30 protein-coding genes are annotated in these 26,661 nt (G+C 57.8%); 19 read left to right on the top strand and 11 right to left on the bottom strand.

Going from position 1 to position 26,661, the window contains the following annotated elements; genetic code table 11:
• Positions 1–126: 126 nt before the first annotated feature.
• From ispD to Q0802_RS11685, 4 genes are read left to right on the top strand one after another with little or no spacing between them, the layout of a single operon-like run.
• Complete coding sequence (gene ispD / locus Q0802_RS11700) at positions 127–801, top strand: 2-C-methyl-D-erythritol 4-phosphate cytidylyltransferase (RefSeq protein WP_298918184.1); 675 nt, start codon at positions 127–129, stop codon at positions 799–801.
• Positions 782–1,261 (top strand): 2-C-methyl-D-erythritol 2,4-cyclodiphosphate synthase, encoded by a 480-nt coding sequence (ispF, locus tag Q0802_RS11695; RefSeq protein WP_298918182.1) that lies wholly within the window; start codon positions 782–784, stop codon positions 1,259–1,261. Before ispD ends, ispF begins: the two co-directional genes overlap by 20 nt.
• A complete protein-coding gene (locus Q0802_RS11690; RefSeq protein WP_298918179.1) occupies positions 1,258–1,755 on the top strand; it encodes a phosphatidylglycerophosphatase A in 498 nt (165 codons plus the stop codon). Before ispF ends, Q0802_RS11690 begins: the two co-directional genes overlap by 4 nt.
• The gene (locus tag Q0802_RS11685) at positions 1,752–2,216 is read left to right on the top strand and encodes a CinA family protein (RefSeq protein ID WP_298918177.1); all 465 of its coding nucleotides are present in this window, start codon (positions 1,752–1,754) and stop codon (positions 2,214–2,216) included. Before Q0802_RS11690 ends, Q0802_RS11685 begins: the two co-directional genes overlap by 4 nt.
• On the opposite strand, the gene Q0802_RS11680 is transcribed toward Q0802_RS11685, so the two are convergent.
• Both Q0802_RS11680 and Q0802_RS11675 read right to left on the bottom strand, forming a co-directional pair.
• Entirely contained in the window at positions 2,205–3,497 is a 1,293-nt protein-coding gene (locus Q0802_RS11680; protein WP_298918174.1) for an MmgE/PrpD family protein, read from the bottom strand. The genes Q0802_RS11685 and Q0802_RS11680 overlap by 12 nt on opposite strands.
• A 28-nt stretch (positions 3,498–3,525) precedes the next feature.
• Complete coding sequence (locus Q0802_RS11675) at positions 3,526–3,981, bottom strand: type II toxin-antitoxin system RatA family toxin (RefSeq protein WP_298918171.1); 456 nt, start codon at positions 3,979–3,981, stop codon at positions 3,526–3,528.
• Positions 3,982–4,050: 69 nt separating this feature from the next.
• Here Q0802_RS11675 and hpt point away from each other — a divergent pair, with 69 nt between their 5' ends.
• From hpt to Q0802_RS11660, 3 genes are all read left to right on the top strand, one after another.
• Positions 4,051–4,596, top strand: a complete 546-nt coding sequence (gene hpt / locus Q0802_RS11670; RefSeq protein WP_298918168.1) for a hypoxanthine phosphoribosyltransferase — start codon at positions 4,051–4,053, stop codon at positions 4,594–4,596.
• Positions 4,597–4,753: 157 nt separating this feature from the next.
• Positions 4,754–5,236: a cytochrome c gene (locus Q0802_RS11665; RefSeq protein WP_298918166.1), complete on the top strand. Its 483-nt coding sequence runs from the start codon at positions 4,754–4,756 to the stop codon at positions 5,234–5,236.
• 9 nt (positions 5,237–5,245) lie between these two features.
• On the top strand, positions 5,246–6,136 hold the full coding sequence (locus Q0802_RS11660; protein WP_298918164.1) for a cytochrome c: 891 nt from the start codon (positions 5,246–5,248) through the stop codon (positions 6,134–6,136).
• Positions 6,137–6,152: 16 nt separating this feature from the next.
• Here Q0802_RS11660 and Q0802_RS11655 read toward each other — a convergent pair whose 3' ends face one another.
• The 3 genes from Q0802_RS11655 to Q0802_RS11645 form a co-directional block, all read right to left on the bottom strand.
• Positions 6,153–6,338, bottom strand: coding sequence for a hypothetical protein (locus tag Q0802_RS11655; protein ID WP_298918161.1), 186 nt, complete (start codon positions 6,336–6,338; stop codon positions 6,153–6,155).
• A gap of 110 nt (positions 6,339–6,448) precedes the next feature.
• Positions 6,449–7,408 (bottom strand): lipoyl synthase, encoded by a 960-nt coding sequence (gene lipA / locus Q0802_RS11650; RefSeq protein WP_298918158.1) that lies wholly within the window; start codon positions 7,406–7,408, stop codon positions 6,449–6,451.
• 205 nt (positions 7,409–7,613) lie between these two features.
• Positions 7,614–8,792, bottom strand: a complete 1,179-nt coding sequence (locus tag Q0802_RS11645; RefSeq protein ID WP_298918458.1) for a DUF6456 domain-containing protein — start codon at positions 8,790–8,792, stop codon at positions 7,614–7,616.
• Positions 8,793–9,145: 353 nt separating this feature from the next.
• Between Q0802_RS11645 and Q0802_RS11640 the strand changes: the two genes are divergently transcribed.
• Positions 9,146–9,436, top strand: a complete 291-nt coding sequence (locus Q0802_RS11640; RefSeq protein ID WP_298918155.1) for a DUF6477 family protein — start codon at positions 9,146–9,148, stop codon at positions 9,434–9,436.
• Positions 9,437–9,444: 8 nt separating this feature from the next.
• Here the strand turns inward: Q0802_RS11640 and Q0802_RS11635 are convergent, their stop codons facing one another.
• On the bottom strand, positions 9,445–10,986 hold the full coding sequence (locus Q0802_RS11635; RefSeq protein ID WP_298918152.1) for a trimethylamine methyltransferase family protein: 1,542 nt from the start codon (positions 10,984–10,986) through the stop codon (positions 9,445–9,447).
• A gap of 185 nt (positions 10,987–11,171) precedes the next feature.
• On the opposite strand from Q0802_RS11635, the gene guaA reads away from it, so the two are divergent.
• The 9 genes from guaA (at position 11,172) to Q0802_RS11590 (ending at position 20,343) form a co-directional block, all read left to right on the top strand.
• A complete protein-coding gene (guaA, locus tag Q0802_RS11630) occupies positions 11,172–12,734 on the top strand; it encodes a glutamine-hydrolyzing GMP synthase (RefSeq protein WP_298918149.1) in 1,563 nt (520 codons plus the stop codon).
• Between the two features lie 46 nt (positions 12,735–12,780).
• Positions 12,781–13,644: a DMT family transporter gene (locus tag Q0802_RS11625; RefSeq protein WP_298918146.1), complete on the top strand. Its 864-nt coding sequence runs from the start codon at positions 12,781–12,783 to the stop codon at positions 13,642–13,644.
• Positions 13,645–13,777: 133 nt separating this feature from the next.
• Entirely contained in the window at positions 13,778–14,896 is a 1,119-nt protein-coding gene (locus Q0802_RS11620) for a hypothetical protein (RefSeq protein ID WP_298918143.1), read from the top strand.
• A gap of 100 nt (positions 14,897–14,996) precedes the next feature.
• On the top strand, positions 14,997–15,923 hold the full coding sequence (locus Q0802_RS11615) for a DMT family transporter (protein WP_298918141.1): 927 nt from the start codon (positions 14,997–14,999) through the stop codon (positions 15,921–15,923).
• Between the two features lie 66 nt (positions 15,924–15,989).
• Positions 15,990–16,838, top strand: coding sequence for an ATPase (locus Q0802_RS11610; RefSeq protein WP_298918136.1), 849 nt, complete (start codon positions 15,990–15,992; stop codon positions 16,836–16,838).
• Between the two features lie 90 nt (positions 16,839–16,928).
• Complete coding sequence (gene metA / locus Q0802_RS11605) at positions 16,929–17,846, top strand: homoserine O-succinyltransferase (protein WP_298918133.1); 918 nt, start codon at positions 16,929–16,931, stop codon at positions 17,844–17,846.
• A 4-nt stretch (positions 17,847–17,850) separates the two neighbouring features.
• A complete protein-coding gene (locus tag Q0802_RS11600) occupies positions 17,851–18,813 on the top strand; it encodes an alpha/beta hydrolase (RefSeq protein WP_298918130.1) in 963 nt (320 codons plus the stop codon).
• Between the two features lie 50 nt (positions 18,814–18,863).
• Complete coding sequence (ppk2, locus tag Q0802_RS11595) at positions 18,864–19,733, top strand: polyphosphate kinase 2 (protein WP_298918127.1); 870 nt, start codon at positions 18,864–18,866, stop codon at positions 19,731–19,733.
• Positions 19,726–20,343: a TetR/AcrR family transcriptional regulator gene (locus Q0802_RS11590; RefSeq protein ID WP_298918125.1), complete on the top strand. Its 618-nt coding sequence runs from the start codon at positions 19,726–19,728 to the stop codon at positions 20,341–20,343. Before ppk2 ends, Q0802_RS11590 begins: the two co-directional genes overlap by 8 nt.
• A 10-nt stretch (positions 20,344–20,353) precedes the next feature.
• On the opposite strand, the gene Q0802_RS11585 is transcribed toward Q0802_RS11590, so the two are convergent.
• The 4 genes from Q0802_RS11585 to Q0802_RS11570 form a co-directional block, all read right to left on the bottom strand.
• Positions 20,354–21,388, bottom strand: coding sequence for a Hint domain-containing protein (locus tag Q0802_RS11585; RefSeq protein ID WP_298918122.1), 1,035 nt, complete (start codon positions 21,386–21,388; stop codon positions 20,354–20,356).
• A 227-nt stretch (positions 21,389–21,615) separates the two neighbouring features.
• Positions 21,616–22,104 carry a 30S ribosomal protein S9 gene (gene rpsI, locus Q0802_RS11580; protein WP_298918119.1) on the bottom strand — a complete coding sequence of 163 codons (489 nt, stop codon included), beginning with the start codon at positions 22,102–22,104 and terminating at the stop codon, positions 21,616–21,618.
• Positions 22,105–22,106: 2 nt separating this feature from the next.
• Positions 22,107–22,568: a 50S ribosomal protein L13 gene (gene rplM, locus Q0802_RS11575; RefSeq protein ID WP_298918117.1), complete on the bottom strand. Its 462-nt coding sequence runs from the start codon at positions 22,566–22,568 to the stop codon at positions 22,107–22,109.
• 223 nt (positions 22,569–22,791) lie between these two features.
• On the bottom strand, positions 22,792–24,207 hold the full coding sequence (locus Q0802_RS11570; RefSeq protein WP_298918114.1) for a PLP-dependent aminotransferase family protein: 1,416 nt from the start codon (positions 24,205–24,207) through the stop codon (positions 22,792–22,794).
• Between the two features lie 93 nt (positions 24,208–24,300).
• Between Q0802_RS11570 and Q0802_RS11565 the strand changes: the two genes are divergently transcribed.
• Positions 24,301–24,534: a DUF1127 domain-containing protein gene (locus tag Q0802_RS11565; RefSeq protein WP_298918111.1), complete on the top strand. Its 234-nt coding sequence runs from the start codon at positions 24,301–24,303 to the stop codon at positions 24,532–24,534.
• A gap of 86 nt (positions 24,535–24,620) precedes the next feature.
• Here Q0802_RS11565 and Q0802_RS11560 read toward each other — a convergent pair whose 3' ends face one another.
• Positions 24,621–25,481, bottom strand: coding sequence for a LysR family transcriptional regulator (locus tag Q0802_RS11560; protein WP_298918108.1), 861 nt, complete (start codon positions 25,479–25,481; stop codon positions 24,621–24,623).
• Between the two features lie 103 nt (positions 25,482–25,584).
• Here Q0802_RS11560 and Q0802_RS11555 point away from each other — a divergent pair, with 103 nt between their 5' ends.
• Complete coding sequence (locus Q0802_RS11555; protein WP_298918105.1) at positions 25,585–26,661, top strand: L-dopachrome tautomerase-related protein; 1,077 nt, start codon at positions 25,585–25,587, stop codon at positions 26,659–26,661.

The raw sequence follows: 26,661 nt of genomic DNA, 5'->3' as shown, positions 1-26,661 counted from the left end.
CAATGTTTCCAGCCCTTCCGTGACGGCATTGAATTCATGTTGCCTAATTATTAGGCATATCAATCGCCATTTGCCACCGCGCGGACAAAGCCATAGACACATCTCTATGACAGGGCATTCAAGCATATGAAGGTCGCGGCTATTATCGTTGCTGCGGGTCGGGGTCACCGCGCGGGCGGCGGTCTGCCCAAGCAATGGCGCCCCTTGGCAGGGCGCACAAGCGCGCAGCACGCGCTACAGGTTTTTGCCGATCATCCGGGCATTCACCGGCTCATCCTCGTTCTGCATCCCGATGACGTCCAACAGGACGTCTGGCCCGGAACGCCCGCCGCAGATGTCGTTACCGGAGGCGCTACCCGCAGCGCATCCGTTCGCGCCGGTCTGGAAGTTCTTGAAGGGGCCTGCGATCAGGTCCTGATCCATGATGCCGCGCGACCTTGCGTGACCGCGAAGATCATCGACGGCGTGCTGGCAGCCTTGAAAACAGCGCCCGCCGCAGCACCTGCTGTGCCTGTTGTCGATACCTTGTGGCGCGGTGACGCGGGCCAGGTTTCAGATATCGTTGACCGGAAAGCGCTCTATCGTGCCCAGACCCCGCAAGGATTTCATGTCGATGCGATCCTTGCCGCGCATCGGGCGTTTCCCAAGGGCGGTTCAGACGATGTTGCCTTGGCGCGGCAGGCCGGATTGAAGATCGTGATCACCGATGGTAGCGAAGACAACCTGAAAATCACCGTACCGGAGGATTTCGGGCGGGCAGAACGCATTTTGAGAGAGCGTCATGGACATCAGACTGGGTAACGGATTTGACGTGCACGCCTTTGGGCCGGGGGATCATGTGATCCTCTGCGGCATCAACATCCCGCACGAGCGGGGCCTTCAGGGGCACTCTGACGCGGATGTTGCCCTGCATGCGGTCACTGACGCCATCTACGGCGCTTTGGCGCGCGGAGATATCGGGCAGCACTTCCCGCCAAGTGATCCACAATGGAAAGGTGCCGCCAGCGACATCTTTTTGCGCCACGCCGTGAAACTGGCTGCCGACCTCGGGTTTGCCATCTCCAACATTGATTGCACGTTGATTTGCGAGCAGCCGAAAATCGGCCCTCATGCGCAGACAATGCGGGAGGCTCTGGCTGAAATGACGGGCGTCGCTATCGAACGCATTTCGGTCAAGGCAACGACCTCCGAAAAGCTGGGCTTCACGGGACGCGGCGAAGGCATCGCCTGCCTTGCAACTGCGGCATTGGTGACCGCATGAAGCGTTTCGCACCGTTGATCGGAACAGTTCTGGGGGTTGGCTACATCCGCCCGGCACCCGGCACTTGGGGATCGCTGGTAGCCCTGCCATGGGGCTGGTTGCTCCACGTTCTGGGCGGGTTTCCGTTACTGATCCTTGGCATCATCATCGCTTTTTTGAAAGGCTGGTGGGCGACGGCTCAAATGACCCGCGGCGGCGATGACCACGACCCATCGGAAATCGTTGTCGACGAACTCGTGGGGCAATGGATCGCCATTTTACCGCTCTCCTATATGGCCTGGTCCATGGGCCTCAACATCCTTGCTTTTTGGCCGGGGTGGATCGCAGCCTTTGGTCTCTTTCGTTTTTTTGACATTCTCAAACCCGGTCCTGTGGGGTGGGCCGATCGCCGCGGCGACGCGCTGGGGGTCATGCTAGATGACGTCATTGCCGGCGTTTTTGCCGCGCTGGGCGTCCTTGTGCTCGGCGGGGTTTATCACGGGGTCTTGCAGTGACACTTACCGCCCAGATCATTGAAAAAGCGGCCGCGTCCAAAAAAATGATCGCCACGGCGGAAAGCTGTACCGGTGGTCTGGTCGCGGCGGCTCTGACCGATGTGCCCGGATCCTCCGCCGTGGTTGAGCGTGGTTTTGTGACCTACGCCAATTGCGCCAAGATCGAAATGCTGGGTGTCACCCCGGAAACGCTTGGTGAATTCGGCGCGGTATCAGAACAAACCGCCATTGAGATGGCACGCGGTGCGCGGTCCGAATCCCATGCGGACATCAGCGTCTCGGTCACAGGTATCGCCGGGCCCGGGGGCTCGGAACACAAACCCGAAGGCCGGGTCTGTTTCGCCGTGGCCAAAGACGGAGGCATCCGTGCCGAAACCGTGGACTTTGGCCCATTGGGGCGCAAAAACGTGCGACTTGCGGCCAGAGATCACGCGCTGCGCCTGCTGTTATCAGCGCTTTGACCCACCCAGAATCAGGCACAGCCCTGCAAAATCATCAGAAGCGATGGCCGCCCATATCTGATCCGCCATCTCTGCACCCACCAGATCGCGGGCCTTGATCTGCAGTTTTTCCCGGCGCGTTGCCAAGCGCATCGGCGCGGCAAGATCGTGAGAAAACTCTGCAACCTCGCCGTTTTGGCGCGTGATCTGAACCTTCGCCTGCATTTCCGACAGCCCGGCATCCTCATGCACCAGAATTTTTTGCCGCAGTGCCCCAAGCGCCGGGTCGTTGGCCATTGCATCGCTGAACATTTCACGGCGAGACGTGGAAATGCCGCTGAGCGCCATCGCTGCCGTATGGCGGTAGCTGAATTTCGCCTCCAAGCCTGTTGTGGGGTCCGCCTTGTTGCAGACCGACATCCAGCGCGGATGCGTCGTGATCGCAACGGCCTTTACGTCGTCACGAGAGATCGCGGTACCCGCGATCGCCTCAAGCATCGCATGCAATCCATGACAGCAGGCGTGAAATTTGTGGCTGATCGACAGGATATGCCAGGGCGCGTTGCCGAGAGTGGCCAGATGCTCTGTCTGAGCGGATCCGTGATGTGTGTCCCCAAACCCCGACGGCCCGTCCAGCCCATCCCATGCAGCGGTCATGCCCTGATGCGCCCAAAGTGCTGCCTCGACGCCATTGCGCGCCGCAAGACCTGCATTGAGCGGTTTTCCAGCCGTGCCGAATTGCGCTTTCACCCCCGATGCCATCGAGGCGCAAAGACCCAGCGCATGGCGCGTTTCGCAGTTGGTCAATCCCAGCAGACGGGCGGTGGCGAGTGTGGCGCCAAAGGCTCCTGCTGTTGCGGTTTGGTGAAAGCCGATCTGATAGTGATCCCGTCCCAGCCAAAGACCAACATGGATCGACGCCTCGACACCGATCAGTGCCGCATCCAGCATTGCTTCAAAACCCAACCCTTCTTTTTGCGCAACAGCCAAAGCTGCGGGCACAACGACAACAGAAGGATGGCCAATATGGGCGAAATGCGTGTCATCGAAATCCAACGCATGGCTCAATGTGCCGTTTACCAATGCCGCAGCGGCTGCCGGGATCGTGGACCCAAGCAGCGTCATCGCTTCCGCCGTCCCGCCCTGTTGCAGGACAAGCCGGGAAAAGCCTGCAAAATCAGTTTCTGCCGCCCCGGCCATGCCGCATGCCGCCCAATCGAAAAGCGACAGGCGCATCATGTCTCGCGCTTCGGGGTCCGCATCAATTGTTGAAAAGGCCACAAGTGCGTCGGTGATGTTCATGTCAGACCCTGCCTCTCGCCCCCGGGCTTCATGCCTTGTCGTCGCCGTAGAGATCTTTTGCACGGGCCTCGAAAGCACGCACAACACGCTGCATCGCTTCGTTGAAAACAACACCAATGAGCCGCTGCAAGATCATGTTCCGGAAAGCGAAATCGACGAAAAAGCTAACCTCACTTCCGCCTTCCACATCCCTGAAGGTCCAGTTTGACTTCATGTATTTGAACGGGCCATCGAGATATTCGGTGTCAATTTTGCGGTCGGCGGGCATCAGGACCACGCGACTGGTGAAGCGTTCGCGGAAGACTTTGAAACTGATCACCAGATCGGCCTCCATGACCTCCGTATCAGCGTTCGGTGTCACGGACTTGATACGTGCTGCCGAACACCATGGCAAAAATTCCGGGTAGCTGCCCACATCGGCAACCAGATCGTACATTTGCTGGGCTGTATAGGGGAGCGTTCGAGTTTCAGAGTGGGTTGGCATTGATTTGTCGGCTTGTGAAGGTTAGCCATCCATGTCCTATGTCCGCCCTGCAATATCAAGGTCTAACCCATGTCCACGCGTCCTTATGTCATAGATGAAATGATCTCCGCCAAGTCGATCGCCGCCCGGATCGAAGACCTTTGTCGCGAGATTCAGAAGGAATATGAGGGTACCGACAAGCTGATCGTCGTGGGGCTGTTGCGTGGCAGCTTTGTTTTTATCGCCGATCTGGTGCGCGAGTTGGACCTGCCCATCGAGGTCGACTTTCTGGAGGCTTCAAGCTATGGCGATGGTATGGAAAGCTCCAGAGAAGTGCGTATTCTCAAGGATTTACGGGGTGCCATTGAAGGCCGCGATGTTCTGGTGGTCGAAGATATCGTGGATACCGGCCACACGTTGAACCATGTCACACATCTGCTTGAAAGCCGCCTGCCGGCGCGCCTCAAATCCATCGCCCTTCTGGATAAACCCAGCCGCCGTGAGGTCGATTTCAAGGCAAGCTGGACCGGGTTCGAGATACCCGATGAATTTGTCGTGGGGTATGGCATTGATTTCGCGCAACGTAACCGCAACCTGCCCTTCATCGGCAAGGTGCGCTTTACGGAAGCTGAATAGACCGGAAGCATGACGGGTTCATCCCGACTTGCTGAGGGCGGCATCTGAGCGATGACTTGGACCGGGAAATTGACCCGCGGGCAAAGTTCCCGAATTCGTGATACCGTTGCGGCCAGGACCCGTGCTAGCGTGATCCCAGCCACAACAGGAGATTGACATGAAGAAGTTGTTTGTTTTGCCTCTTGCAGCCAGCCTTGCAATAACAGCGATTGCCGGATCGGCGATAGGCGACGGACATGCTGACAAAGCGCTACAGGCCGCCATCAGCGCTCGGCAGGCTCAAATGAAATTGATCAGCTTTAACACCGCCCTTCTGGGAGATATGGCCAAGGGGGCTGTGCCATATGACAGTGCGACGGCCAGTGCGGCAGCATCCAACCTTGCAGCGGTTGCAAAGCTCGACCGCAGCATTCTTTGGCTGGAAGGCTCGGTGCAGGGAACCGTCGATGGGACACGGGCAAAACCTGACATCTGGACGGATGCCGCAGGCTTTGACAAGGCGGCACAGGGGCTGGAAACAGCAGCGGCGGCAATGGTTTCCGCAGCCGGTACCGATCTTGCCTCTTTGCAAGCATCCATGAAGGCCATTGGCGACAATTGCGGGACCTGCCACAAGGCGTATCGCGGCCCCAAAAACTAAGCAGCCTGGATGAAAGCACTTCTGCGTTTCGCGATCTTCTGTGCCGTATTGGGCGTTCTGGTCGGTCTATTGGTGACCCGGCCCGACCGCTCAGAAGTGGCTTTTGATGCTGTCACCATCACCGATACGCAGGCCGGTGCCCTGGTCTTTGCTGCCGGGGGATGTGCGTCCTGCCACGCTGCTCCGGACGCAACGGGGGATGCAAAACTGACCTTGTCGGGCGGGCGCAGTTTTCCCAGTGATTTTGGCACGTTTTACGCACCAAACATCTCTACGGACAGCTCGGCGGGCATCGGCGACTGGACCCGGCAGCAATTTGCACAGGCTTTGACGCGAGGCGTCTCCCCTGAGGGCAAGCACTACTTCCCCGCATTCCCCTACACCGCTTATGCCAAGATGACCGCTCAGGACATTGCAGATCTTTTTGCCTACATGCAGACGCTGCCTGCCGACGCGACACCCAGCTTGGCCCATAATGTAGGCTTTCCCTTTTCGATCAGACGCGCGGTTGGCGGTTGGAAAATTCTGTTTTTCCTCAGGGAGTATCAGGTTGTCGGCGCGTTGACAGAAGCCGAAGAACGCGGACGGTATCTTGCAGAAGGGCTCGGACATTGCACCGAATGCCACACCCCGCGAAACGCGCTGGGAGGTCTGGACCGATCCCGCTGGCTGGCCGGTGCGCCCAACCCTTCGGGCAAAGGCAAGATACCCAACATCACGCCGGCTGCTCTGGACTGGTCGGAAACCGATATTGCTGCCTATCTGACGACAGGGTTCACACCGGATTACGACAGCGCTGGCGGCGAGATGGTGGAGGTGATCGAGAACCTGGCGCAATTGCCCGAAGCCGACCGTGCCGCCCTCGCCGCCTATCTCAAACGCGTGACACCTGTACCCTGAGCCAACGCGGCCCGGATCAGCCCTTCAGCGCGTCGGCCTGAAGTTCTCTGAGACCATGCTTGACCGGGCTGTCTTGCGCATCCCGCGCAATGATTGCGTAAATTGCATCATTGATATGGTGCGAGGCAACGTCGTAGCGACGCTGATCCAGAGCTTGATTTAAATCGCGAAGGGCAAAAACAGCCCAATGAACATCCGTCATGGGAAAATCTTTCGAAAAGGGGAAGTGAGAGTGTGATTACACGCTTCTTTTCGAAAAAATTATGGGAATGGCAAGTTTGCTTTCCCCGCCTTACGTGACGTCACGAGGGATCAGGCGATCCCAAGTTTCCGGTTTCGGGCTGCGCGCAATCGCGCGAAGTCATCGCCGGCATGATAAGACGACCGTGTCAGGGGGGTGGCCGAGACCATCAGGAACCCCTTTCCGTAAGCCGCTTTTTCATAGGCAGCAAACTCATCGGGATGCACGAATCGATCCACCCTGTGATGTTTTGGTGTGGGTTGCAGATACTGTCCGATGGTCAGGAAATCGATGTCGGCTGCACGCATGTCTTCCATGACCTGAATCACCGATTGCCGATCTTCCCCCAGCCCGACCATGATGCCGGACTTTGTAAACATCGAAGGGTCGAGTTCCTTGACCCGCTGCAACAGGCGCAAGGAATGGAAATACCGCGCACCGGGACGCACTTCAGGATAGAGGCCCGGCACCGTTTCGAGATTATGATTGAAGACATCCGGGCGCGCCTCGACAACCACTTCAAGCGCTTCAGGTGCACATTTTATGAAATCCGGCGTCAGAATTTCAATTGTGGTGTCCGGGCTGCGGTGCCGAATGGCCCGAATCGTCTGGGCGAAATGATCAGCACCCCCGTCTGATACGTCATCCCGGTCCACCGAAGTCACCACCACGTGGTTCAGCCCCAGTTTTTCAACGGCATGGGCCACGCGGCCGGGCTCAAACGCATCCAGCGCTTCGGGCGGTTTGCCGGTGGCGATGTTGCAGAAGGTGCAGGCGCGGGTGCAAACTTCACCCATGATCATCATCGTGGCATGGCCCTGCGACCAGCACTCGCCGACATTGGGGCACCCTGCCTCTTCGCAAACCGTTACCAGATTGTTTTCCCGCATGATTCGGGCGGTTTCAGCATAGCCCTGACCCCCCGGGGCCTTTACGCGAATCCAATCCGGTTTCTTGGGCTGGGGATTGTCAGGGCGACGCGCTTTTTCCGGATGCCGTTGCTCGGGAATTTTCAGGTCGCGCGGGGCCATGAAGCGTCTTCCTTATCCGTTTGGCGCATCACGCCCTATCCAGATCAGTTTAGACGATGAGTTGGGGGAGGTTCAACAGTACCCGTTCGCGGCGATTGCATAGCTGCCTTGCAATTGGCACGCGCCTCATTGAAGGCCGCAGGAAAAAAAGAGGGTGCACATCGGCACCCTCCCTGATCTTGGTTTCGGAATTCGCGCGGCGATCCTACCCGATCAAAGGACCACCCGGCCCAATGGTCTCATCATAATGCCGCTTGAGCCGCATCAACGCGATCCGCAAGACGATTTTTCCCGAACGCGCGGACCAGCCCAGTTTCTTCTCGGCAGTCTCAAGACCCTCAAGATAACAGCAGCACCGCAGCACAACATCTGAAAGCCCCGGCCCCAGATCTTGCAGTGCATCCGCCACGCGCTTGCGCGCATTTGACGGACCGTCGCTGACACCGCTATCAGGCACGAAATTCGTCTGTCCACCGGCTGTCAAAAACTGGTCCCAGTTCTGGGTGACACGCGGGCCCATCTGAGCCAGCTCGAAATCTTCCCGCAAACGCTCGCCAACTGTCACCAGGTCATCGCTTAAGAAAGGCTCGCCATTCTTGTCACGACGGCGCGCCAGCGCGGTCAATGGGCTTTCCGCAAGATTGTAGCGCATGCGGCGCGGGCGGCCGGTATCCACATCGGGAAGGGTCTTTTCCCCCCAATCACGCCTTTGGCCTGCAAAATCAGCCTGAGCGTCGGCAAAACCGCTGACCGCGACATTGCCGGAACTGTCCAGCATGTCCTCCAGCGCGGCCCGGCCTGCCGGTGTGATCGAATATCTGGTAATGCGGCCGTTCGGCGTGCCCGCAATCCACTCCTTGAGTGCCAGAGCTTCGGCTATCTTGCGCGGCACGACGCCGGTGCGCGTCGCTTGCCCACTCACCCCGTCCCGAACGATCACGGCCTTTTCCATTTCCGTCGCAACGGCCAGAACAGCGCCCTTTTCACACAAACGGCGCAGGACACGTGTGCCTTCAGCCATCAATGTTGCTTCGTCCGGGGTGGTTTCGTCATCATCCGATGGCGCAGGTATGCGGTCTTGGAAACTCATTGGAGATAAGTCCTTTTCGTTCGTTTTACCTGTTACTGAACGGGGAACAAAATGCGCCGCACCCAATGTACGAAGAGCCGCATCCACGAGCGGATCATCCCGACGGGTCTCGACACGCCGAATCTGGCGCAATATCGTCGAGGCATGGCAGCCTGCCGCCCGGGCCAAAGCCCGAATAGGCAATCCTGCCTCCGTATGGGCCAGGTAAACCTGCGCAGCAGCCGGGACCCAATCAGGCAAACCGGCTTCCGAAGGGTTGTGGGAGCGATGTGGCAGCATCTCCAGCTCTTTCATAACGTCGGTACCGATGTCCATTGCTGTTAGGGTTGTCTCAATAGAAGTGAATACAACCTAAAGAGGTATTGGTTACCCGTTCGTTAACAGTATTTGATTTGGCAATTATTGTCTCCAAAACATAAACAGTGTTTACGGCACCGCGCGCCAGCAAACCGCCTGACGCAACACTGGCTCCCCTTTTGAGTTGTCTCGCAGCTTGCCAAATTATGCCCCGACATCAAAGTGTTAATAAGTCCCTAAACCTCATGCGCGCGGAATGCGGCCCCAACGCAACACCACCTGTGATTGTGTAATATCTCAAGCGGCGGGGCCAAGTGCCCTCTGGGGAAGACGTACAAAAGGAACGTTATATGCAAGATCTGCTATCAATGCTGCACGCACTGCGCCGGCCACCACTTCTGATGCGCGCAGCGCGCATCGGCGCGGAAGATTACCGACGGTCTGTTCATTTGCCGCGCCTGTTGGGCTACGGTGTCTTACCGAAACACGGTGCCGCGTTGTTGCGATTGATGGAGATTGAAGCCGAGCTGAACGTTCAGCGCACCAGCGGAAACGCAAGCTACAGCCTAATCCGCCATGTGGATATCCTGATCGCGATGGTGGGTGAGGCCCGCGTCTTGCGCGCCTCACAAGCGGCCTGAGCCGAAGCCTACATGAAGCTATCGGGCGCTTCGGATTTCTTACGCGCGACGAACTCTGCCAGTGCGGTTGCGATGGCCGGGTCCAGGCCTGGCTGTTGATAATCGCTGAGCAGTTTCTCGACCCTGAGCGATGCCAGGGCCTGCGTATCCCGCGCGCCCTCATCTTCCCAGGTCTCGTAAGGCTTGTAGTCAAGCAAATCGGACTTCCAGAATGCCGATTTGAAGTTTTTCTGGGTGTGATCACATCCCAGATAATGCCCGCCGGGTCCAACCTCGCGAATGGCATCCATGGCCTGGGCGTTATAGTCCACTGACACACCCTGTGCCAGGTGATGCAAAGTCCCGAGTTGATCGGCATCCATGACGAATTTTTCGAAAGAAGACACAAGACCCCCTTCGAGCCATCCACATGAATGCAGCATGAAATTGACGCCCGCGAGCAGGCCCATGTTCAAGCTGTTCGACGTCTCATAGGCCGCTTGCGCGTCAGGCAGTTTGGAGCCGCAGAAAGACCCCGCCGACCGGTAAGGCAGCCCAAGACGGCGCGCCAATTGCCCGGCCCCATAGGTGATATGGGCCGCTTCGGGTGTCCCGAATGTGGGTGCGCCGGAATTCATGTCGATGGACGTCACAAAGGCGCCCATGATTACCGGGGCACCGGGCCGGATCAACTGGCTGTAAGCGATGCCGGCCAGAACCTCGGCCATCACTTGTGTCAGCGTACCCGCCACCGACACCGGCGCCATTGCCCCGCCAACGATAAAGGGCGAAATGATGCAGGCCTGATTGTTCTTGGCGTAAACCTCAAGCGCACCCATCATCACATCGTCGAAAGTCATCGGCGAGTTGATGTTGATGAGCGATGTCATCACGGTATTTTCCTGCACGAAGTCCTTGCCGAATAGAACCTCGCACATCTCCACGGAATCCTGAGCGCGGCTCGGCTCGGTCACCGACCCCATGAACGGCTTGTCACTCAGCGTCATGTGGGCATGCAACATGTCCAGATGACGCTTGTTGACCGGCACATCTGTGGGCTCGCACACGGTCCCGCCCGAATGGTGCAGCCAGCGCGACATATATCCCAGCTTCACGAATTTGCGGAAATCCTCCATCGTGGCATACCGGCGTCCGCCCATGGCGTCGCGCACGAAAGGTGGGCCGTAAACCGGGGCCAGCACCAGATTCTTGCCGCCAATGACCACACTGCGTTCCGGGTTGCGCGCATGTTGGGTGAAGCTTGACGGCGCGGTCTTGCAAAGCTGGCGGGCCAGCCCGCGCGGGATGCGCACACGTTCGCCATCCACATCCGCACCGGCCTCACGCCAGCGCGCCAAGGCCGCGGGATTCTCGATGAAATTGACACCGATCTCTTCCAGCACCGTTTCGGCATTGGTTTCGATGATTTCCAACGCTTCTTCTGTCAGAACTTCGAAATTCGGAATATTGCGTTCGATGAAACGCGCGGTCTCGAAAGAGACTGCACTTCTCTCCGCACGTCTGGCGGCCCCGCCACCACCACGCCCGCGTCTACGCTCTGCTACCGCCATTTTTGTCTCCGAAGTGAAAAGCTTGCGTTTGTGCTACCTTACTCGGCCCACGCTTCTCTGGCCCAGAGCGGCCTTGCAGGGAAAAAAGCGACATGACCGCAAAGTCCTGCCCCTGCTCTCGCTTAGTTGGTTGGAATCTCTCCACGGCTCTTGCCACTTTGCCTTCCCAAGCCTAATCAGCACCCATGAGCACTCAAGATCATGACCGCCTTCTCATCATCGACTTCGGCAGCCAGGTAACGCAGTTGATCGCGCGCCGCCTGCGGGAGCTGAATGTCTATTGCGAAATCCATCCGTTCAACTCCGTATCCGATGCGTTTTTGGAGGAATTCAAACCAAAGGCCGTGATCTTCTCGGGGGGGCCATCATCGGTTTTTGCCGAAGGTGCTCCGATGCCGCCCAAAGGTGTCTTTGATCTGGGCGTTCCGATTCTGGGCATCTGTTACGGCCAACAGGTCATGATGCAGTGTCTTGGTGGCAAGGTGGAACGCGGCCACGGCACCGCCGAATTCGGCCGCGCTTATGTCACGCCAGAAGCGCGCAAGCTCGCCTTGCTGGAAGGTTGGTTCGAGGCGGAGCGCGAACAGGTCTGGATGAGCCACGGCGATCACGTCAGCGAAATCGCGCCCGGTTTCGAAGTCTACGGCACCTCGCCCAACGCGCCCTTTGCGATCACCGGCGACACGGCGCGCGATTTTTATGCGGTACAGTTCCACCCCGAAGTCCACCACACGCCAAATGGCTCAAAACTCTACGAGAACTTCGTACGACTTGCTGGGTTCAAAGGCGATTGGACCATGGGCGCCTACCGCGAAGAGGCGATCCAGCGCATCCGTGATCAGGTGGGAACGGGCCGCGTGATCTGCGCGCTTTCCGGCGGTGTGGATTCTTCCGTTGCCGCCGTGCTGATCCACGAAGCCATCGGCGATCAGTTGACCTGTGTCTACGTCGATCACGGGCTGATGCGCAAAGATGAAAGCGCGCAGGTGGTGGGCATGTTCCGCGAGCATTACAACCTGCCCCTGATCCACGCCGACGAATCCGATCTGTTCCTGGGCAAGCTCGACGGCGTCAGCGATCCCGAAACCAAACGCAAGATCATCGGTGGTCTGTTCATCGAGGTGTTCGAGAAACACGCCAAGGAAATCGGCGGCGCGGATTTTCTGGCGCAGGGCACGCTTTATCCCGATGTCATCGAATCGGTCAGTTTTTCTGGGGGGCCGTCGGTCACCATCAAATCACACCACAACGTCGGCGGCCTGCCGGAACGCATGAACATGCAACTGGTCGAACCGCTGCGCGAACTTTTCAAGGATGAGGTCCGTGCGCTGGGGCGCGAATTGGGCCTGCCGGACAGCTTTATCGGGCGTCACCCCTTCCCCGGCCCCGGACTTGCGATTCGCTGCCCCGGCGAGATCACCCGCGAAAAACTCGACATCCTGCGCGAGGCCGACGCGGTCTACATCGACCAGATACGCAAACACGGGCTTTATGATGACATCTGGCAGGCCTTCGTTGCGATCCTGCCGGTACGCACGGTCGGGGTCATGGGCGACGGGCGCACCTATGATTTTGCCTGCGCCCTGCGTGCCGTGACCTCCGTCGATGGGATGACGGCGGATTACTACCCGTTCAGCCATGAGTTCCTCGGCGAAACGGCCACCCGCATCATCAATGAAGTGCCGGGGATCAACCGGGTCACCTACGACATTACCTCCAAACCACCGGGCACAATCGAGTGGGAGTGAGCTTTCCCGGCGCGCGCGATGCCTCAGATCTGAATTGAAGACCCCTATGAGCCCGACGCTGAAAGCCGCCTTGTGGATGATCGGGGCCATCGTGTCCTTCTCTTCCATGGCGGTGGGCGGGCGGGAGCTGTCCTCTGAACTCGATACATTCGAGATCATGATGTACCGCAGCCTGTTTGGCGTGCTGATCGTGGTCTCGCTGGCCGGCGCCTTTGGCACTTGGCGCGAGATCAACATACGCAATATGCGGGTTCAGATCATCCGTAACCTTGCCCATTTCACCGGACAGAATCTTTGGTTTTATGCGGTCACCGTCATCCCGCTGGCACAGGTGATCGCCCTGGAATTCACCACGCCGCTTTGGGTCATCCTGCTGTCACCTCTCATTTTGGGCGAGCGCCTGACACTGATGCGCGCCCTTGCGGGGATCATGGGGTTTATCGGCATCCTGATCGTGGCGCGGCCCGACATGGCCGGGCTCAATTCAGGCATTATCACCGCCGCGTCATGCGCAATATTCTTTGCCCTCACCATCATGCTCACCAAACGTTTGACCCGCACCCAGGGCATCACCTGTATCTTATTCTACCTCACAACCTTGCAACTGGTTTTTGGTGTCATTGCAGCCGGATATGACGGTGACATCGCGATCCCATCCGCCGCGGCCTTGCCTTTGGTCATTCTTGTCGGTGCAGCGGGTCTTGTCGCTCACTTTTGCCTGACCAATGCACTGGCCATTGCGCCTGCAACTGTCGTCGTGCCCATCGATTTTGTCCGCCTGCCGGTGATCGCTGTTGTCGGCATGCTGCTTTACGCAGAGCCACTGGATCTTTGGGTTTTTGTGGGGGCCCTGGTGATTTTTACCGGCAACTATTTGAATATTTGGTCCGAGACCCAAACAAAAACTTGATTTTACGTGAGGTCACAACGCAATCTTCCCTAGCGTCATTGATTGACGCAGGGGTTTTGCGTGATTAATTGCCCCAGCCTTTCAAAGCAAAAATGCAAATCCATACAAGGCTTACGTTCCGGGGAGGAGCTTCATGAAGTCGTATATAACAAGTGTAACAACTCTTTGTCTGGCGGCCGGTGCCGCACATGCAGGTGGTATCGACCGGTCGGGCCAGTCGATTGATGTGCTTTTCGAAGAAGGCCGCTATCTGGAGTTCAGCGCCGTCAGTGTGACACCGGATCTGAGCGGTGAAGCGCGTGCGCCCTTTGCAAATGGCACGGGATCGGGCGATATCGCACCGAGCTACTTCCGATTTGGCGCGGCGTATAAAGCTGATATCAATGACAGATTTTCCTACGCGCTGATCCTAGACGAGCCTTTCGGAGCGGATGTCGATTACCCAGCGGGAACCGGATACTTCGCCTCCACATCAGACGCAGAGTTTACCAGCCGGGCTCTTACGGGGTTGCTGCGCTATAAAGACGATTCAGGTTTTTCGGTCTTTGGCGGGCTGCGTCTGCAATCTGTCGAAGCCAACGCGACCGTGAACTTCATCCGACCGGTCGGCCCACCACTGCTCTATACTGCCGAAGCGGATGTACATTATGGCCTCGGCTATGTCGCCGGTGTCGCCTATGAAAGACCGGAAATCGCGCTGCGTGTCTCGCTGACCTATAGTTCAGAAATCTCACATAGTGTTGATACGGTCGAAAATGTCGTAGGTGTCGGATCGCTTTCCACATCGACGGAATTCGAAACGCCGCAATCTCTCAATCTGGAATTCCAGACCGGTGTGGCAGCCGATACGTTGCTTTTCGGCGGCGTGCGTTGGGTGGACTGGTCCGATTTTGCGCTCGATCCTTCGCTCTATCAAACCGTGACCGGTGGATCGTCGCTGCTCAGCTACCAGGAAGATGTGATCACCTATACGCTGGGGATCGGGCGGCGCCTGAACGACAACTGGTCCGTGGCGGCGTCTATCGGATACGAGGAAAACACCCGCAATCTCTTTACCAACCTCGGACCTGCTGACGGACAGGAGAGCATCTCGCTGGCCGCGATCTATTCGCAGGGCAATTACGAGATCACAACCGGTATCCGTTATATCCGGATCGGTGATACAACAACCGGTGTCAGCGGCACGCCAGCTGCGAACTTCAATGACAACGACGCGATCGCCATTGGCGTCAAGGTTGGTTACCGGTTCTGATGTCTGAACCTGTTTAGTTGGCGCCCGCATTTTTGCGGGCGCTTTTTCTTTGCGCATGTTTCGGGTGGTTCACCCGAGAACCGCCTACTAGGCTCCCCGCATGACACCGCAAAAAACACTGACCGGCAAAGCATGGGCCGCACTGGTTCTGCTGGCTTTGATCTGGGGCGCTTCATTCCTGTCCATCCGGGTAGCGTTGAATGAGATCGCGCCTTTGACCTCCGTTGCCCATCGTACTTTCTGGGCCATGATCGCTCTGTGGGCCGTGGTCTTGAGCTTGCGACTGCCGCTGCCCAGAGGTCTTCATGTCTGGGGCGCATTTGTGATCATGGGTCTGCTGAACAACGCCGTGCCCTTCAGCCTGATGGCCTGGGGACAGCTCCATATCGAAACCGGGCTGACATCCATTTTGAACGCCGCAACCGCGGTCTTCGGCGTTTTGGTTGCGGCCCTGTTTTTTGCCGACGAAAAGCTCTCGCCGCGCAAAATGATCGGTGTGGGGTTGGGTTTCTTGGGTGTGATGACCGCGATCGGTCTGGAAAATCTACGTAACTTCGATCTGCGGTCGATTGCGCAACTGGCCATTCTGGGGGGCACAGTCTCTTATGCGTTGGCCGGTGTCTGGGCGCGCAAAACCCTCGCAGGGCTTGCGCCGCAGGTTGCGGCGGCTGGCATGCTGACCGGCTCTTCGATTTTCACCGTGCCTTTGGCCCTGATCGTCGATGGCCCCATCTCGTTTGACCTGCAACCCGTCACTATTCTTGCGGTCGCCTATTATGCCCTGATCGCGACAGCGGGGGCCTATCTGCTTTATTATTACATTCTGGGCCTTGCGGGCAGCGGCAATCTGATGCTGGTAACGCTCCTAATTGCGCCGGTCGCGATCATCCTTGGGGCGTTGGTCCTTGATGAGCAGCTAAATCCGAATGCCTACGCGGGCTTTGCGCTGCTGGCCGCCGGCCTGATCATTCTGGATGGACGCCTGTGGCAGAGGTTCCGCAAACGCAAAGCCGTTGCTGCGGATTGATTGACCCCCCCTTTGGCCACGGCTAGGACAAGGGGAACGCCATTCGATTCACAGGGACGCGACCCCATGTTATATTCTTCTGCGGCCGACTGGCGGGCAGCCCCCCGCAAATCCGTCCTGGTCTACGGTATGTCGGGTCTGGGCAAGACACATATGTCAAACCTGCTTCGCGCCTCCGGCGATTGGTTTCACTATTCCATCGACTACCGGATCGGCACCCGCTACATGGGCGAATTCATCGCCGACAACGCCAAGGCAGAGGCGATGAAAGTCCCGTTTCTGCGCGATTTGCTGATGAGTGACAGTATCTACATCGGGTCCAACATCACCTTCGACAATCTGGCGCCGGTCGCCACCTATCTCGGCAAACCCGGTGCCAAAGATCGCGGCGGCCTGCCCATGCAGGAATACATACGCAGGCAGGCGCAATTCCGGCAGGCAGAGATTTCGGCACTCTACGATACCGCGCATTTCTCGGAACGCGCCGAAGCGCTGTACGGATATCCGCATTTCATCTGTGATTCAGGCGGTTCCATATGCGAATGGGTTGAGGCCGCTGATGATCAGGACGCCTTGATGCAGGATCTGGCCCGCAACTGCCTGCTGATCTGGATCAAAGGCGACGAGGCCCATACGCAGGAACTTATCCGCCGATTTGACCGCGCGCCCAAACCGATGGCGTATCAACCTGCGTTTCTGGCCAAGGTATGGGATGAATACCTACAGGAAAACAAATGCCTGGAAGGTGATGTTGATCCGGATGATTTCATTCGTTTCACCTATGCCCGAGCGCTCGCTCATCGACAACCCCGCTACGAGGCCATGTCGCGCTGGGGTGTAACAGTCACTGCAGATCAGGTCGCCGCCCTCAAATCGCCGCAGGATTTCGAAGACCTCATTGCCGGTTGCCTGTAACCCGTACACTGACCTGTGAGGTCGTCCCCCTTGAGGCACCCGTTGCGAGAGGCTATCTCCCTCATTTGACACCTTATCGAAAGAAGACTGATGCCTATCAAGATACCTTCCGACCTACCGGCCTACGACGTGCTGACGCGCGAAGGGGTGATGGTGGTTGACGAGGTTCAGGCGGCCCGTCAGGATATTCGACCGCTGCGCATCGGGTTACTGAACCTGATGCCGAAAAAGATACAGACCGAAAATCAGTTTGCCCGTCTGATCGGCGCGACACCTTTGCAGATCGAGTTGAGCCTGATCCGGATGTCCGAGCACCGGACAAAAAATACCGCAGCCGCCCATATGGCCAGCTTCTACAGGACCTTTCAGGAGGTCAAAGACGAGAAATTCGACGGGCTGATCATCACCGGTGCGCCCATCGAACACCTGCCCTTCGAGCAGGTCACCTATTGGGACGAACTCCGCCAGATCATGGATTGGACCCAGACCAATGTGCAATCCACTTTTGGCGTGTGCTGGGGTGGCATGGCCATGATCAACCATTTTCACGGCGTCGATAAACATATGCTGGAGGCCAAGGCCTTTGGCTGTTTCCGGCATCGTAATCTGGCGCCCGCATCTCCCTATTTGCGTGGTTTTTCAGACGATTGCGTGATCCCTGTTTCGCGCTGGACAGAGATGCGCCAGGACGAAATCGACAAGGCTGGGAGCCTGAAAACGCTTCTGGGTAGCGATCAGGTCGGCCCTTGTCTGGTGGAAGATGCAAGCCACCGTGCGCTTTATATCTTCAATCACTTTGAATATGATCGCGATACGCTGAAACAGGAATATGATCGCGATGTGGATGCAGGCACGCCGATCAACGTACCGATGAATTACTATCCGGGTGACGATCCAGCGCAGACCCCGCTCAATCGGTGGCGCAGCCACGCCCATCTGCTTTACGGCAACTGGATCAACGAGATTTACCAATGCACCCCCTTCGAGATGAATCGCATTGGGACGTAAGCGAATGGTCCTGAGCCTTGCGCTGATTTTGGGAGTGGTGGCGCTTGTTCAATGGCGGGCGACAACGCGTGAAACAGCGGCGGAAGCTGCCTATCCGCCATCCGGCCAGGTTGTCGATGTCGACGGGACGTCGATACATGTGCGGATCGAAGGCAGCGGGCCGGATGTGGTATTGATCCATGGTGCCAGCGGTTCGCTGCGCGACTTCACCTTTGATCTGGTCGGACGCTTGAGCGATCGCTACCGCGTCATATCCTTTGACCGTCCAGGATTGGGATGGAGCGAAAGGCCCGCGCCGGAGCATGGCGGGGCCTGGAATAACTATGCAGAGCCGCCCTCTTTGCAGGCAAAACTAATGCAGGCTGCCGCTGATCAGGTCGGGGTCTCAAAGCCCGTTGTCGTTGGGCATTCCTACGGCGGTGCGGTAGCACTCGCCTGGGCGCTGGAGCGTCCGGATGAAACCGCAGCCCTTGTCTTGCTGGGGGCAGCCTCAAATCCATGGCCCGGGGATCTGGGGCTTTTCTATCAGGTCAATGCCTCAAAGCCCGGAGGCGCGTTGGCCATTCCGCTGATCACCGCCTTCGCGCCCAGAGCGGCGGTGGAAACAGCTGTCAAAGCCATCTTCCAACCCCAACCCATCCCTGACGGGTATCTGGACCATTTCGGACCTGAAATGACACTGCGCCGCAGCACCCAGCGCGCAAATGCCCAGCAGGTCAACAGTCTGCGCCCCTATGTGGTTGATATGTCTCAACGTTATTCGGGTCTTAACCTGCCGGTTGAAATCCTTCACGGGACAGATGACACCATCGTGCCCCTGCACATTCATTCCGAACCATTGGCGGCCTTACTGCCGGACGCAAACCTGATCAGATTGGAAGGCGTTGGGCACATGCCGCATCATGCCGCCCCCGGGGAAGTGACGGATGCGATCGACCGGGCCGCCGTCAAAGCCGGTTTGCGTTAAGCCCCTTAACATCCCATATTGACTGCAACAGCACTTACCCGGAGGCCTTCATGGACCTGCCATTCGACGGCGCCATTAGCACTTTTTTCAAATCCGGCGCGCCAGCGGACGTTCGGCAAGCCATTGAAAAGGCGGATAAGGATGACATCCTGACGGGCGACTATCCCCATGAGACGCGGATGTCGCGAAAGCTCTACGAAAAAGAGCTCGATGCGCTGCAAATCGAACTGGTTAAACTGCAAGCCTGGTCCAAGGAGAGCGGCGCCCGTATCGCGATTGTGTTCGAAGGTCGCGATGGTGCCGGAAAAGGGGGCACAATCAGTCGGTTCCGCACCAATCTTAATCCAAGAGGTGCCCGCATCGTTGCCCTTTCCAAACCAACCGAAACCGAAGCCACACAATGGTATTTTCAGCGCTATGTGTCGCATCTGCCCGCCGCTGGCGAGATGGTCTTCTTTGATCGCAGTTGGTACAATCGGGGTGTCGTTGAATCCGTGTTCGAGTTCTGCACGCCAGAGCAGCGGGAGCAGTTTTTCTCCCAGGTGCTCCCCTTTGAACGCATGATCGCCGACGAAGGTATTCATCTCTTCAAGTTCTGGCTCAATGTCGGACGCGCTGAACAGCTGCGGCGGATGCTGAAACGCGAAAGTGACCCCCTCAAACAATGGAAGCTGAGCTGGATTGATGTTGAAGGGCTCAACCGCTGGGATCGCTATTCGGACGCCATCGGCGAAACCTTGACCCGCAGCCAAAGTGACGTGGCCCCCTGGACAGTCGTGCGGTCGGACGACAAGCGGCGCGCGCGCCTGAACGCGATCCGAACGGTGCTGCATGGTCTCGATTACGCGCGCAAGGATGCCAAGGCGATTGGTCCGATCGACCCGTCAATTTGTGGCGGACCGGACATCTGGCATGCCTAAACGCGGCTATCACCATGGCAATCTGCGGCAGGCGCTGATCGAAGCGGCTTTGCAATTGATCGAAGCCAAAGGTCCGATGGGGTTCACCTTGTCAGAGGCGGCCAAACAAGCCGGAGTTACCCCGGCTGCCGTCTATCGACATTTTGAAGGTCGCGAAGATCTGATTGCCGAAGCGGCGTTGCAAGGCTACGAGATTTTTGCCGATCTTATGGAATACGCCTATGAAAAAGGCCAACCCTCTGCTTTGGCGGCATTTTCCGCAACAGGACGGGCCTATCTGGCCTTCGCGCGCAAATATCCCGGCCATTATATCGCGATGTTTGAAAGCGGTATCTCAGTGAACCGGACGCCCGAACTGGCGGCAGCAGCGAACCGCGCCAGTGGTGTTTTGGAGCGGGCGGCAACTGACCTCAGCCAGCATATTCCCGAAGACAAGCGCCCTCCTGCCTCGATGTTTTCCGCCCATATCTGGGCGCTGAGCCACGGTGTTGTAGAGCTTTTTGCCCGGAATTCTCCTGGCCGTGCCTCTCCGTTCCCGGCAGATGATTTACTAGAAACCGGGATCGGGATTTACCTGCGAGGGTTGGGCTTGATATCGGCAGACGAATGACCGGGATCCGTCAGGCAGACAGGTAAGGTTTCAAAGCCTCCACCTCACGTGCCGTCAGGGTGATTGTAGCCGTATCCCCAAATCGATCAAATCCTCCGGTATCGGCGGCGGCGAACAGGGCGCGGAGTTCTGCCTGTGGTCCCGCTTCCAATGTCCGAACCGCATTCTCAGCAAGGAAAAAGCTCTCGGTCAGCGCCCCGTTTGATCGAACAATCTGATGGCTGTCGAACATGAAATGCGTGTAGCTCACCTGGTCCTGGGGCTGAACGGCAACTCCGGGCAAACCACATAGATGCTTTGCCGCGACAAGGACCTCGGACTTGCCGAATAGCAACTCCGCCATCGGGTTTTCGACCCAGATGCGGTGCTGTTGTGAAACCGTCAGCGGACGGTCATTGCCGATCGCGCCCGCTTCGAACACCACCGGCGCAAAAGCGTCCTGCCCGGCCACCTCGGTGCTGCCGACCCATTGCACCGGAATTTCACCGTTGTCTCGGGTCCAGATCAGTTGCCCCGGCACAATGTCTTCAACGCGCACCTCGCCTTGCGACGTGCCAATCATCGTTCCGGCTGCGAAACAGGTTACAAAATTATTGTAATTGGACGTCCCGAAATTCGAGCCGCCGATTTTTACATAAGATGTGCCATCCTGGAGCAGATCGGTGGTCGCAAAACCCCAGATATCGCTGAAGTCCCCGTTTTGAGAGAAAACATTGAGCTGGATGTTCGGACCGGTCGGATTCCCGTTGCCATCCAGCGCCCTCAGGATAATCAGGCTCTCTGATTCAACCGGGGTGCCATTGGCAACGATCCCGCCACCGTCCGTAATAATGTGATTGTTGGGCTGGTCGTCATTGAACCTGCCCGCCCCGCCACCTGTATCGTCCAGTTCGATTTCTGTGCCGAATGTGCTCGAATACTCAAACACGGTGCCATTGGGCGTGTCGGAATTGTTGATTATGCCGTTACCCACGAGCCCACCATTGGCGCTCGAAGTGACGATCAGACTTGCATTGTCAAAGGCTATGAATGTTCTGAGGACCATATAACTACCGAGTAATTCCTGCCAACCGTACCAAAATAAAGGGGAAAAAGACCCCGATTACGTCCCTTTGGCGAATGATATGCGGATTCCCGCTGAAATTCACGCCTTTTACGCAGGCATACCCCTCTGAGACAGGTGAGGGGTTAACGCGCCGCAACTTATCTCTATCTGTTGCACGAAAAAGGCCGCTCCCAAGGAACGGCCTTTTGAAAACGTAAGGTGATAGCTTAGCGCTTGGAGAACTGGAAGCTCTTACGCGCTTTGGCTTTACCGTATTTCTTGCGCTCAACGACGCGGCTGTCGCGGGTCAGGAAACCAGCAGCCTTCAGCGCACCACGCAGGGACGGGTCGTAAAGTTGCAGCGCCTTGGAGATGCCGTGCTTGACCGCACCGGCCTGACCGGACAATCCACCGCCCTTGACCGTGGCAACCACATCAAACTGACCTTCTGTTCCGGAAACCGAGAAAGGCTGGGCCAGGATCATCTGCAACACAGGGCGTGCGAAGTAGATGTTCTGCTCTTTGCCATTAACGGTCACTTTGCCAGAACCGGGTTTGATCCAGACGCGGGCAATCGCGTCTTTGCGCTTGCCGGTTGCATAAGACCGCCCCAGATCGTCGCGTACCGGCTCACGCGGCGTTTCGACGACTTCGGGAGTGGCTTCGATGCCAGCAACTTCGGCCAGATCTTCAAGTGTGTTGATTTCTTCAGCCATGCTCATGCACTCCGGGTATTTTTGCTGTTCATGGATTTGACATCCAGAACTTCGGGGCTTTGCGCCTCATGTGGGTGATCGCCGCCTGCATAGACCCGCAGGTTGGTCATGATCTGACGGCTCAGGCGGTTGCCGGGCAGCATGCGCTTGACGGCAAGTGTCACAATACGCTCCGGATGCGCACCTGTCAGGATCTGCTCTTTGGTGCGGGATTTGATGCCACCGGGATGGCCTGTGTGCCAGTAGTGATGCTCTTCACGCTTCTTGCCGGTGAGCTGGATCTTATCCGCGTTGATGACAATGACGTTGTCGCCCATATCCATGTGCGGCGTGAAGGAAGCTTTGTGTTTGCCGCGCAGACGTTGCGCGATGATCGAGGCAAGACGGCCCAGAACAACGCCCTCGGCGTCGATCAGGATCCATTTCTTGTCGATATCTGCGGGTGTTGCAGAAAAGGTTTTCATGGACGGTTCCCCGTTTGAGGTGAAGGGTGCGGATAACATCACGCGCACCCGAATTCGATTGGGGCGTTATAAAGCACGCAAAGGGCACGTCAAGGCGAATGTGCGCCTTATAATTGTTGAAAAACAGCGCATTATAATATAGGTATAATAATACCCCAATGACTTCGGTGGGAATCCACACCCCCATATCGCTCTGCATCATGTCAGGTCGACCACCTGCAGCTTAAACGTTGATCTGCTCAGGCGCGCTGTCGAGAAGCCCGCGCAGCCGCATCATCGCCGCTTCAAAGCTCTTCAGAGACACACCTGCATTCACGGCCATGCGCACCGCATGGGGCGCGCGGGCCTCGCGGCATACAAATTCCTCCGAAGAGCGGATCTTGACCCCCTCAGCCTCCGCCGCCTGACAAAAAGCCCCTGCCCGCCACCCCAGAGGCAAACGCAACCATAAGAACGGAACATCCGGTCGCCACCTCAGATCGTACCCTCCAAGGATATTGACGGCGCTTTGAACGTAGCGGTTGAAGGCCTTGCGCGTCTCTTCGGTGAGGTCGTCAATCTGTGGGTGCACCAATAGGTCCGCACAGATGTCACTGAGGGGCGTCGCCAGACCAAAGAACCCGTGCTCAGCAGTGCGCCGTAAAACCGTGGATTTCCCTTCCGGCGCGATCGCAAAGCCAAAGCGCAGCGACGGTGTGATGGTCTTGGCGATAGAAGAAACATACCAGCCCCGCCCCGGTGCCAGCATCCGGTAGGACGGTGCCCGGTTGACCCCCATCCGGTAGCAATCATCCTCAACGATCTGGAAATCATGTCGGCGCGCCACCCGCGCGATCTCCTCGCGTCGCGCAACGGGCGTGAAACCCCCGGTCGGGTTATGAACTTCGGGCGAAGTGCACAGGACCTGAACGTCATGCGCCTTGGCCGCGGCTTCAAGCGCGTCGGGCAGGATACCGTCTTCGTCCATCGCCACCGGCACGACATCGGCACGCAACATCTCCGCGGCGCGGCGAAAGCCCGGATAGGCCAGTTCCTCGATCAGCACCGTGGGTTTGCGGCCTTCAAGAATGGACTGCAGGATCAGCGATATCCCGTTCTGCCCGCCGTGACATAAAACAACGTCCTTTTCCCGTAATGGACCAAGTGGCGTGCCTTCCAACCACCTCACAACCGCTTGCCGGGTCGCACGGGCGCTATCGCGGCTGGGGTAATGCATCACGCCGGAAGGCGGGTCCTGCGCCACCTTGGTCATGAGATGACGCACCAGCTTATCCTGACCAACGCAAGGAAGATGTGGAGAGAACAGGTTGATATTATAGACATCGCCGTCTTCCTCGGCATTATGCGGGATCACGTCGACTTCGAGCGGCGCGTCAGAAATCTCTGTCTTGGATGGACGCGCAACAAAAGTACCCCGTCCAACCTCAGCCTGAAGCGCCCCCTCATCCGTAAGAATTGTATAGGCCCGCGCCACGGTTCCGGGCGTGATATTGAGCTGCCAGGCCAATTCGCGGACCGGTGGCAGCTTGTCTCCCACCTTCAATGTACCGGTCTCAATGCCATTACGAATGGAAGCGACGACCGCTTTGTACTTAGGCCCATCACCGGAATTCAGTTCGGGGTGCCAAATTGTACCCATTACAATATTTTCCTAGCATCTTTGTACTACTAATCGTATCAATAAAGCATAGCTATCATGCTATATTGTGTCAATACAATTTAGGAGATTCCCATGGCACACGCTCTGACACCTTCGCCCGAAACAATGGCCTATCTGAATGAGGTCAAGTCGATGCCAACCCTGGCCATCGTCGCGGTTGAGTTTGCTGTCTGCGTGTCCAAATGGGCCACACGGCGCCGCACGAGACGTGCGCTGCAACAGCTGACGCTTTGGCAGCTGGATGACGTGGGTGTGACACCGCGGCAGGCTCGCATTGAGGCTGCCAAGGTGTTCTGGCGCGCGTAACGTTCCCCGGTACGCTCCAGACCTCTTCCTCACGGCCGGGTTAATCCCGGCCGTTTTTTTACTCCCAAACCTCTGCGAACGCCTCCCTAGCGGCCAAAGCACCGCGATACAAAGGTCACAAACGCATCCACCTTTCGAGAATCCTTCAGGTTGGGGGCGCGCAGCGACGAAATCGGCGCGTGGGCCGCAGGCAGGCTGCCAGGCAGAATTTCAACAAGTTCTCCCGCTTCCAGCTCCCGCATGACAGCCAGACGTGATTTCACAACAATGCCCAGGCCGTGGGCGGCGGCATCTGTCAAGCTGTCAGAATTGGAAACCATCACCTGATTGCGCGGCATGTGCCCTCCCAACCCCCAATCGGTCTGCCAGGGCAAACAAATGCAGTGATGATCGACAAGCGCATGGACCGATGTGGGCTCGCTGTGGCGTTCAAGATAAGATGGTGCCGCACATAAGATCCGATGGTTGTCGGTGAGCTTTTTGGAAATGAAACTGCTGTCAGACAACACACCAACCCTGATCGCACAATCCTGCCGTTCCTCCACAAGGTTGACATAGCGGTCCACGGCGAGGAATTCGAAGGAGAGTTCTGGGTGCCGCGCGCGCAGGCTGTGCAGATGGGGCAATATGAAACGCGCCAGAATCCACGGGGCCATGGTCACGCGCAGATGCCCTCTGAGCGCGCCGCCATGGCTGCCGATGTCCATTTCGGCATTGGCCAGATCATCCAGAATACGTTCCACCCGGTCATGAAAGGCCCGCCCCTCAACGCTCAGCGACACCGTGCGGCTGCTGCGATGAAACAGGGTCACGCCCAGATGTTTTTCCAGCTTGGCCAGCCGGTGACTGACTGTGGCGGGCGAAATGCCCTGCGCGCGCGCCGCAGCGGTGATGCCGCCGCGCCCGGCGATCTGAATAAAGGTTTGCAGGTCTTCAATGGCGTACATTCGAATTTTTCTAACGATGGTTTCAGGATTGACCGGATTATCCGCATAAATCCCGAATGATAAAGGGGGCTCACACCGTTTTGACGACTTGAGGGAGGTATATATGTCCAAGTCACTTTTCGCCGCAGCCCTGCTCTGCACAGCGCTCGGCACCACAGCCGTTGCCGAAATTGAAACCTTTGCCACATTTGACGCAGGCACCCCGCCGGGCAATCTGGCCATTGGACCGGATGGGCGCATGTTCATGAGCGTGCATGAATTTTACGGCCATGATTTGCGCGTTGTCGAAGTCCTGCCGGATGGCAGCACCGCGCCCTATCCAAATGCCGATTGGGCGAACAGACCTGTCGAGGACGGCCCGGGGCTGAACGGCGTTCTGGGGCTGCGCGCGGACCGCGATGGCATATTGTGGATGCTGGACGGACAGGGTGCCGGTCAGACCGGGCGCATTATCGGCTGGAACACGCGGACCGAAAAGCTCCACCGTATCTACTATCTGGGTCAACCGGCAACGCGTGAGACAAGCTTTCTCAACGATCTGGCCGTGGACCGCGAACATGGCGCGATCTACATCACCGACACGGCCAATGCCGAAACCACGGCGCTGATCGTTCTGGATCTGGAAACGGGTCGCGCCCGCCGGGTACTGGAGGCCTCCGCCTTCACCGTGCCGGAAGACACCGAGATGGTGATTGACGGCAATGTGGTGACCCTTGGCGGCGCGCCCGCAAAGATCGGCGCAAATCCGATCACGATTGATCCGACCAACACATGGGTCTATTTCGCCCCGATGACGGCCAGCGCGATGTACCGGGTGCGCACCACCGATCTGCTCGATACCTCCTTGTCGGATGCGGACCTGGCCGCGCGGGTCGAGCGCTATGGTGACAAGCCGATCTCTGACGGCTCGACCGTGGATGCGGCGGGCAATGTCTACATCACCTCGATCACCGATGACGCCGTGGGGGTCACGCAGGCCGACGGCAGCTACAAGATCCTCTACCAACAGGACAACATGTCCTGGCCGGACGGGTTCGCCATGGGCGTGGACGGCTATGTTTATGTCACCATCAACGAATTGCACCGCTCTCCGGTACTGAACGGCGGCGCGGATGCGACCAAGGGCGAGTTTAGCATCATGCGTTTTCCCGCCCTCGGGTCGGCCATCAGCGGGAGGTGA

Origin of the sequence: uncultured Roseobacter sp. (assembly GCF_947495275.1) — a bacterium.
GTDB lineage: Bacteria > Pseudomonadota > Alphaproteobacteria > Rhodobacterales > Rhodobacteraceae > Roseobacter.
This window is presented reverse-complemented; position numbering and strand designations above follow the sequence as displayed.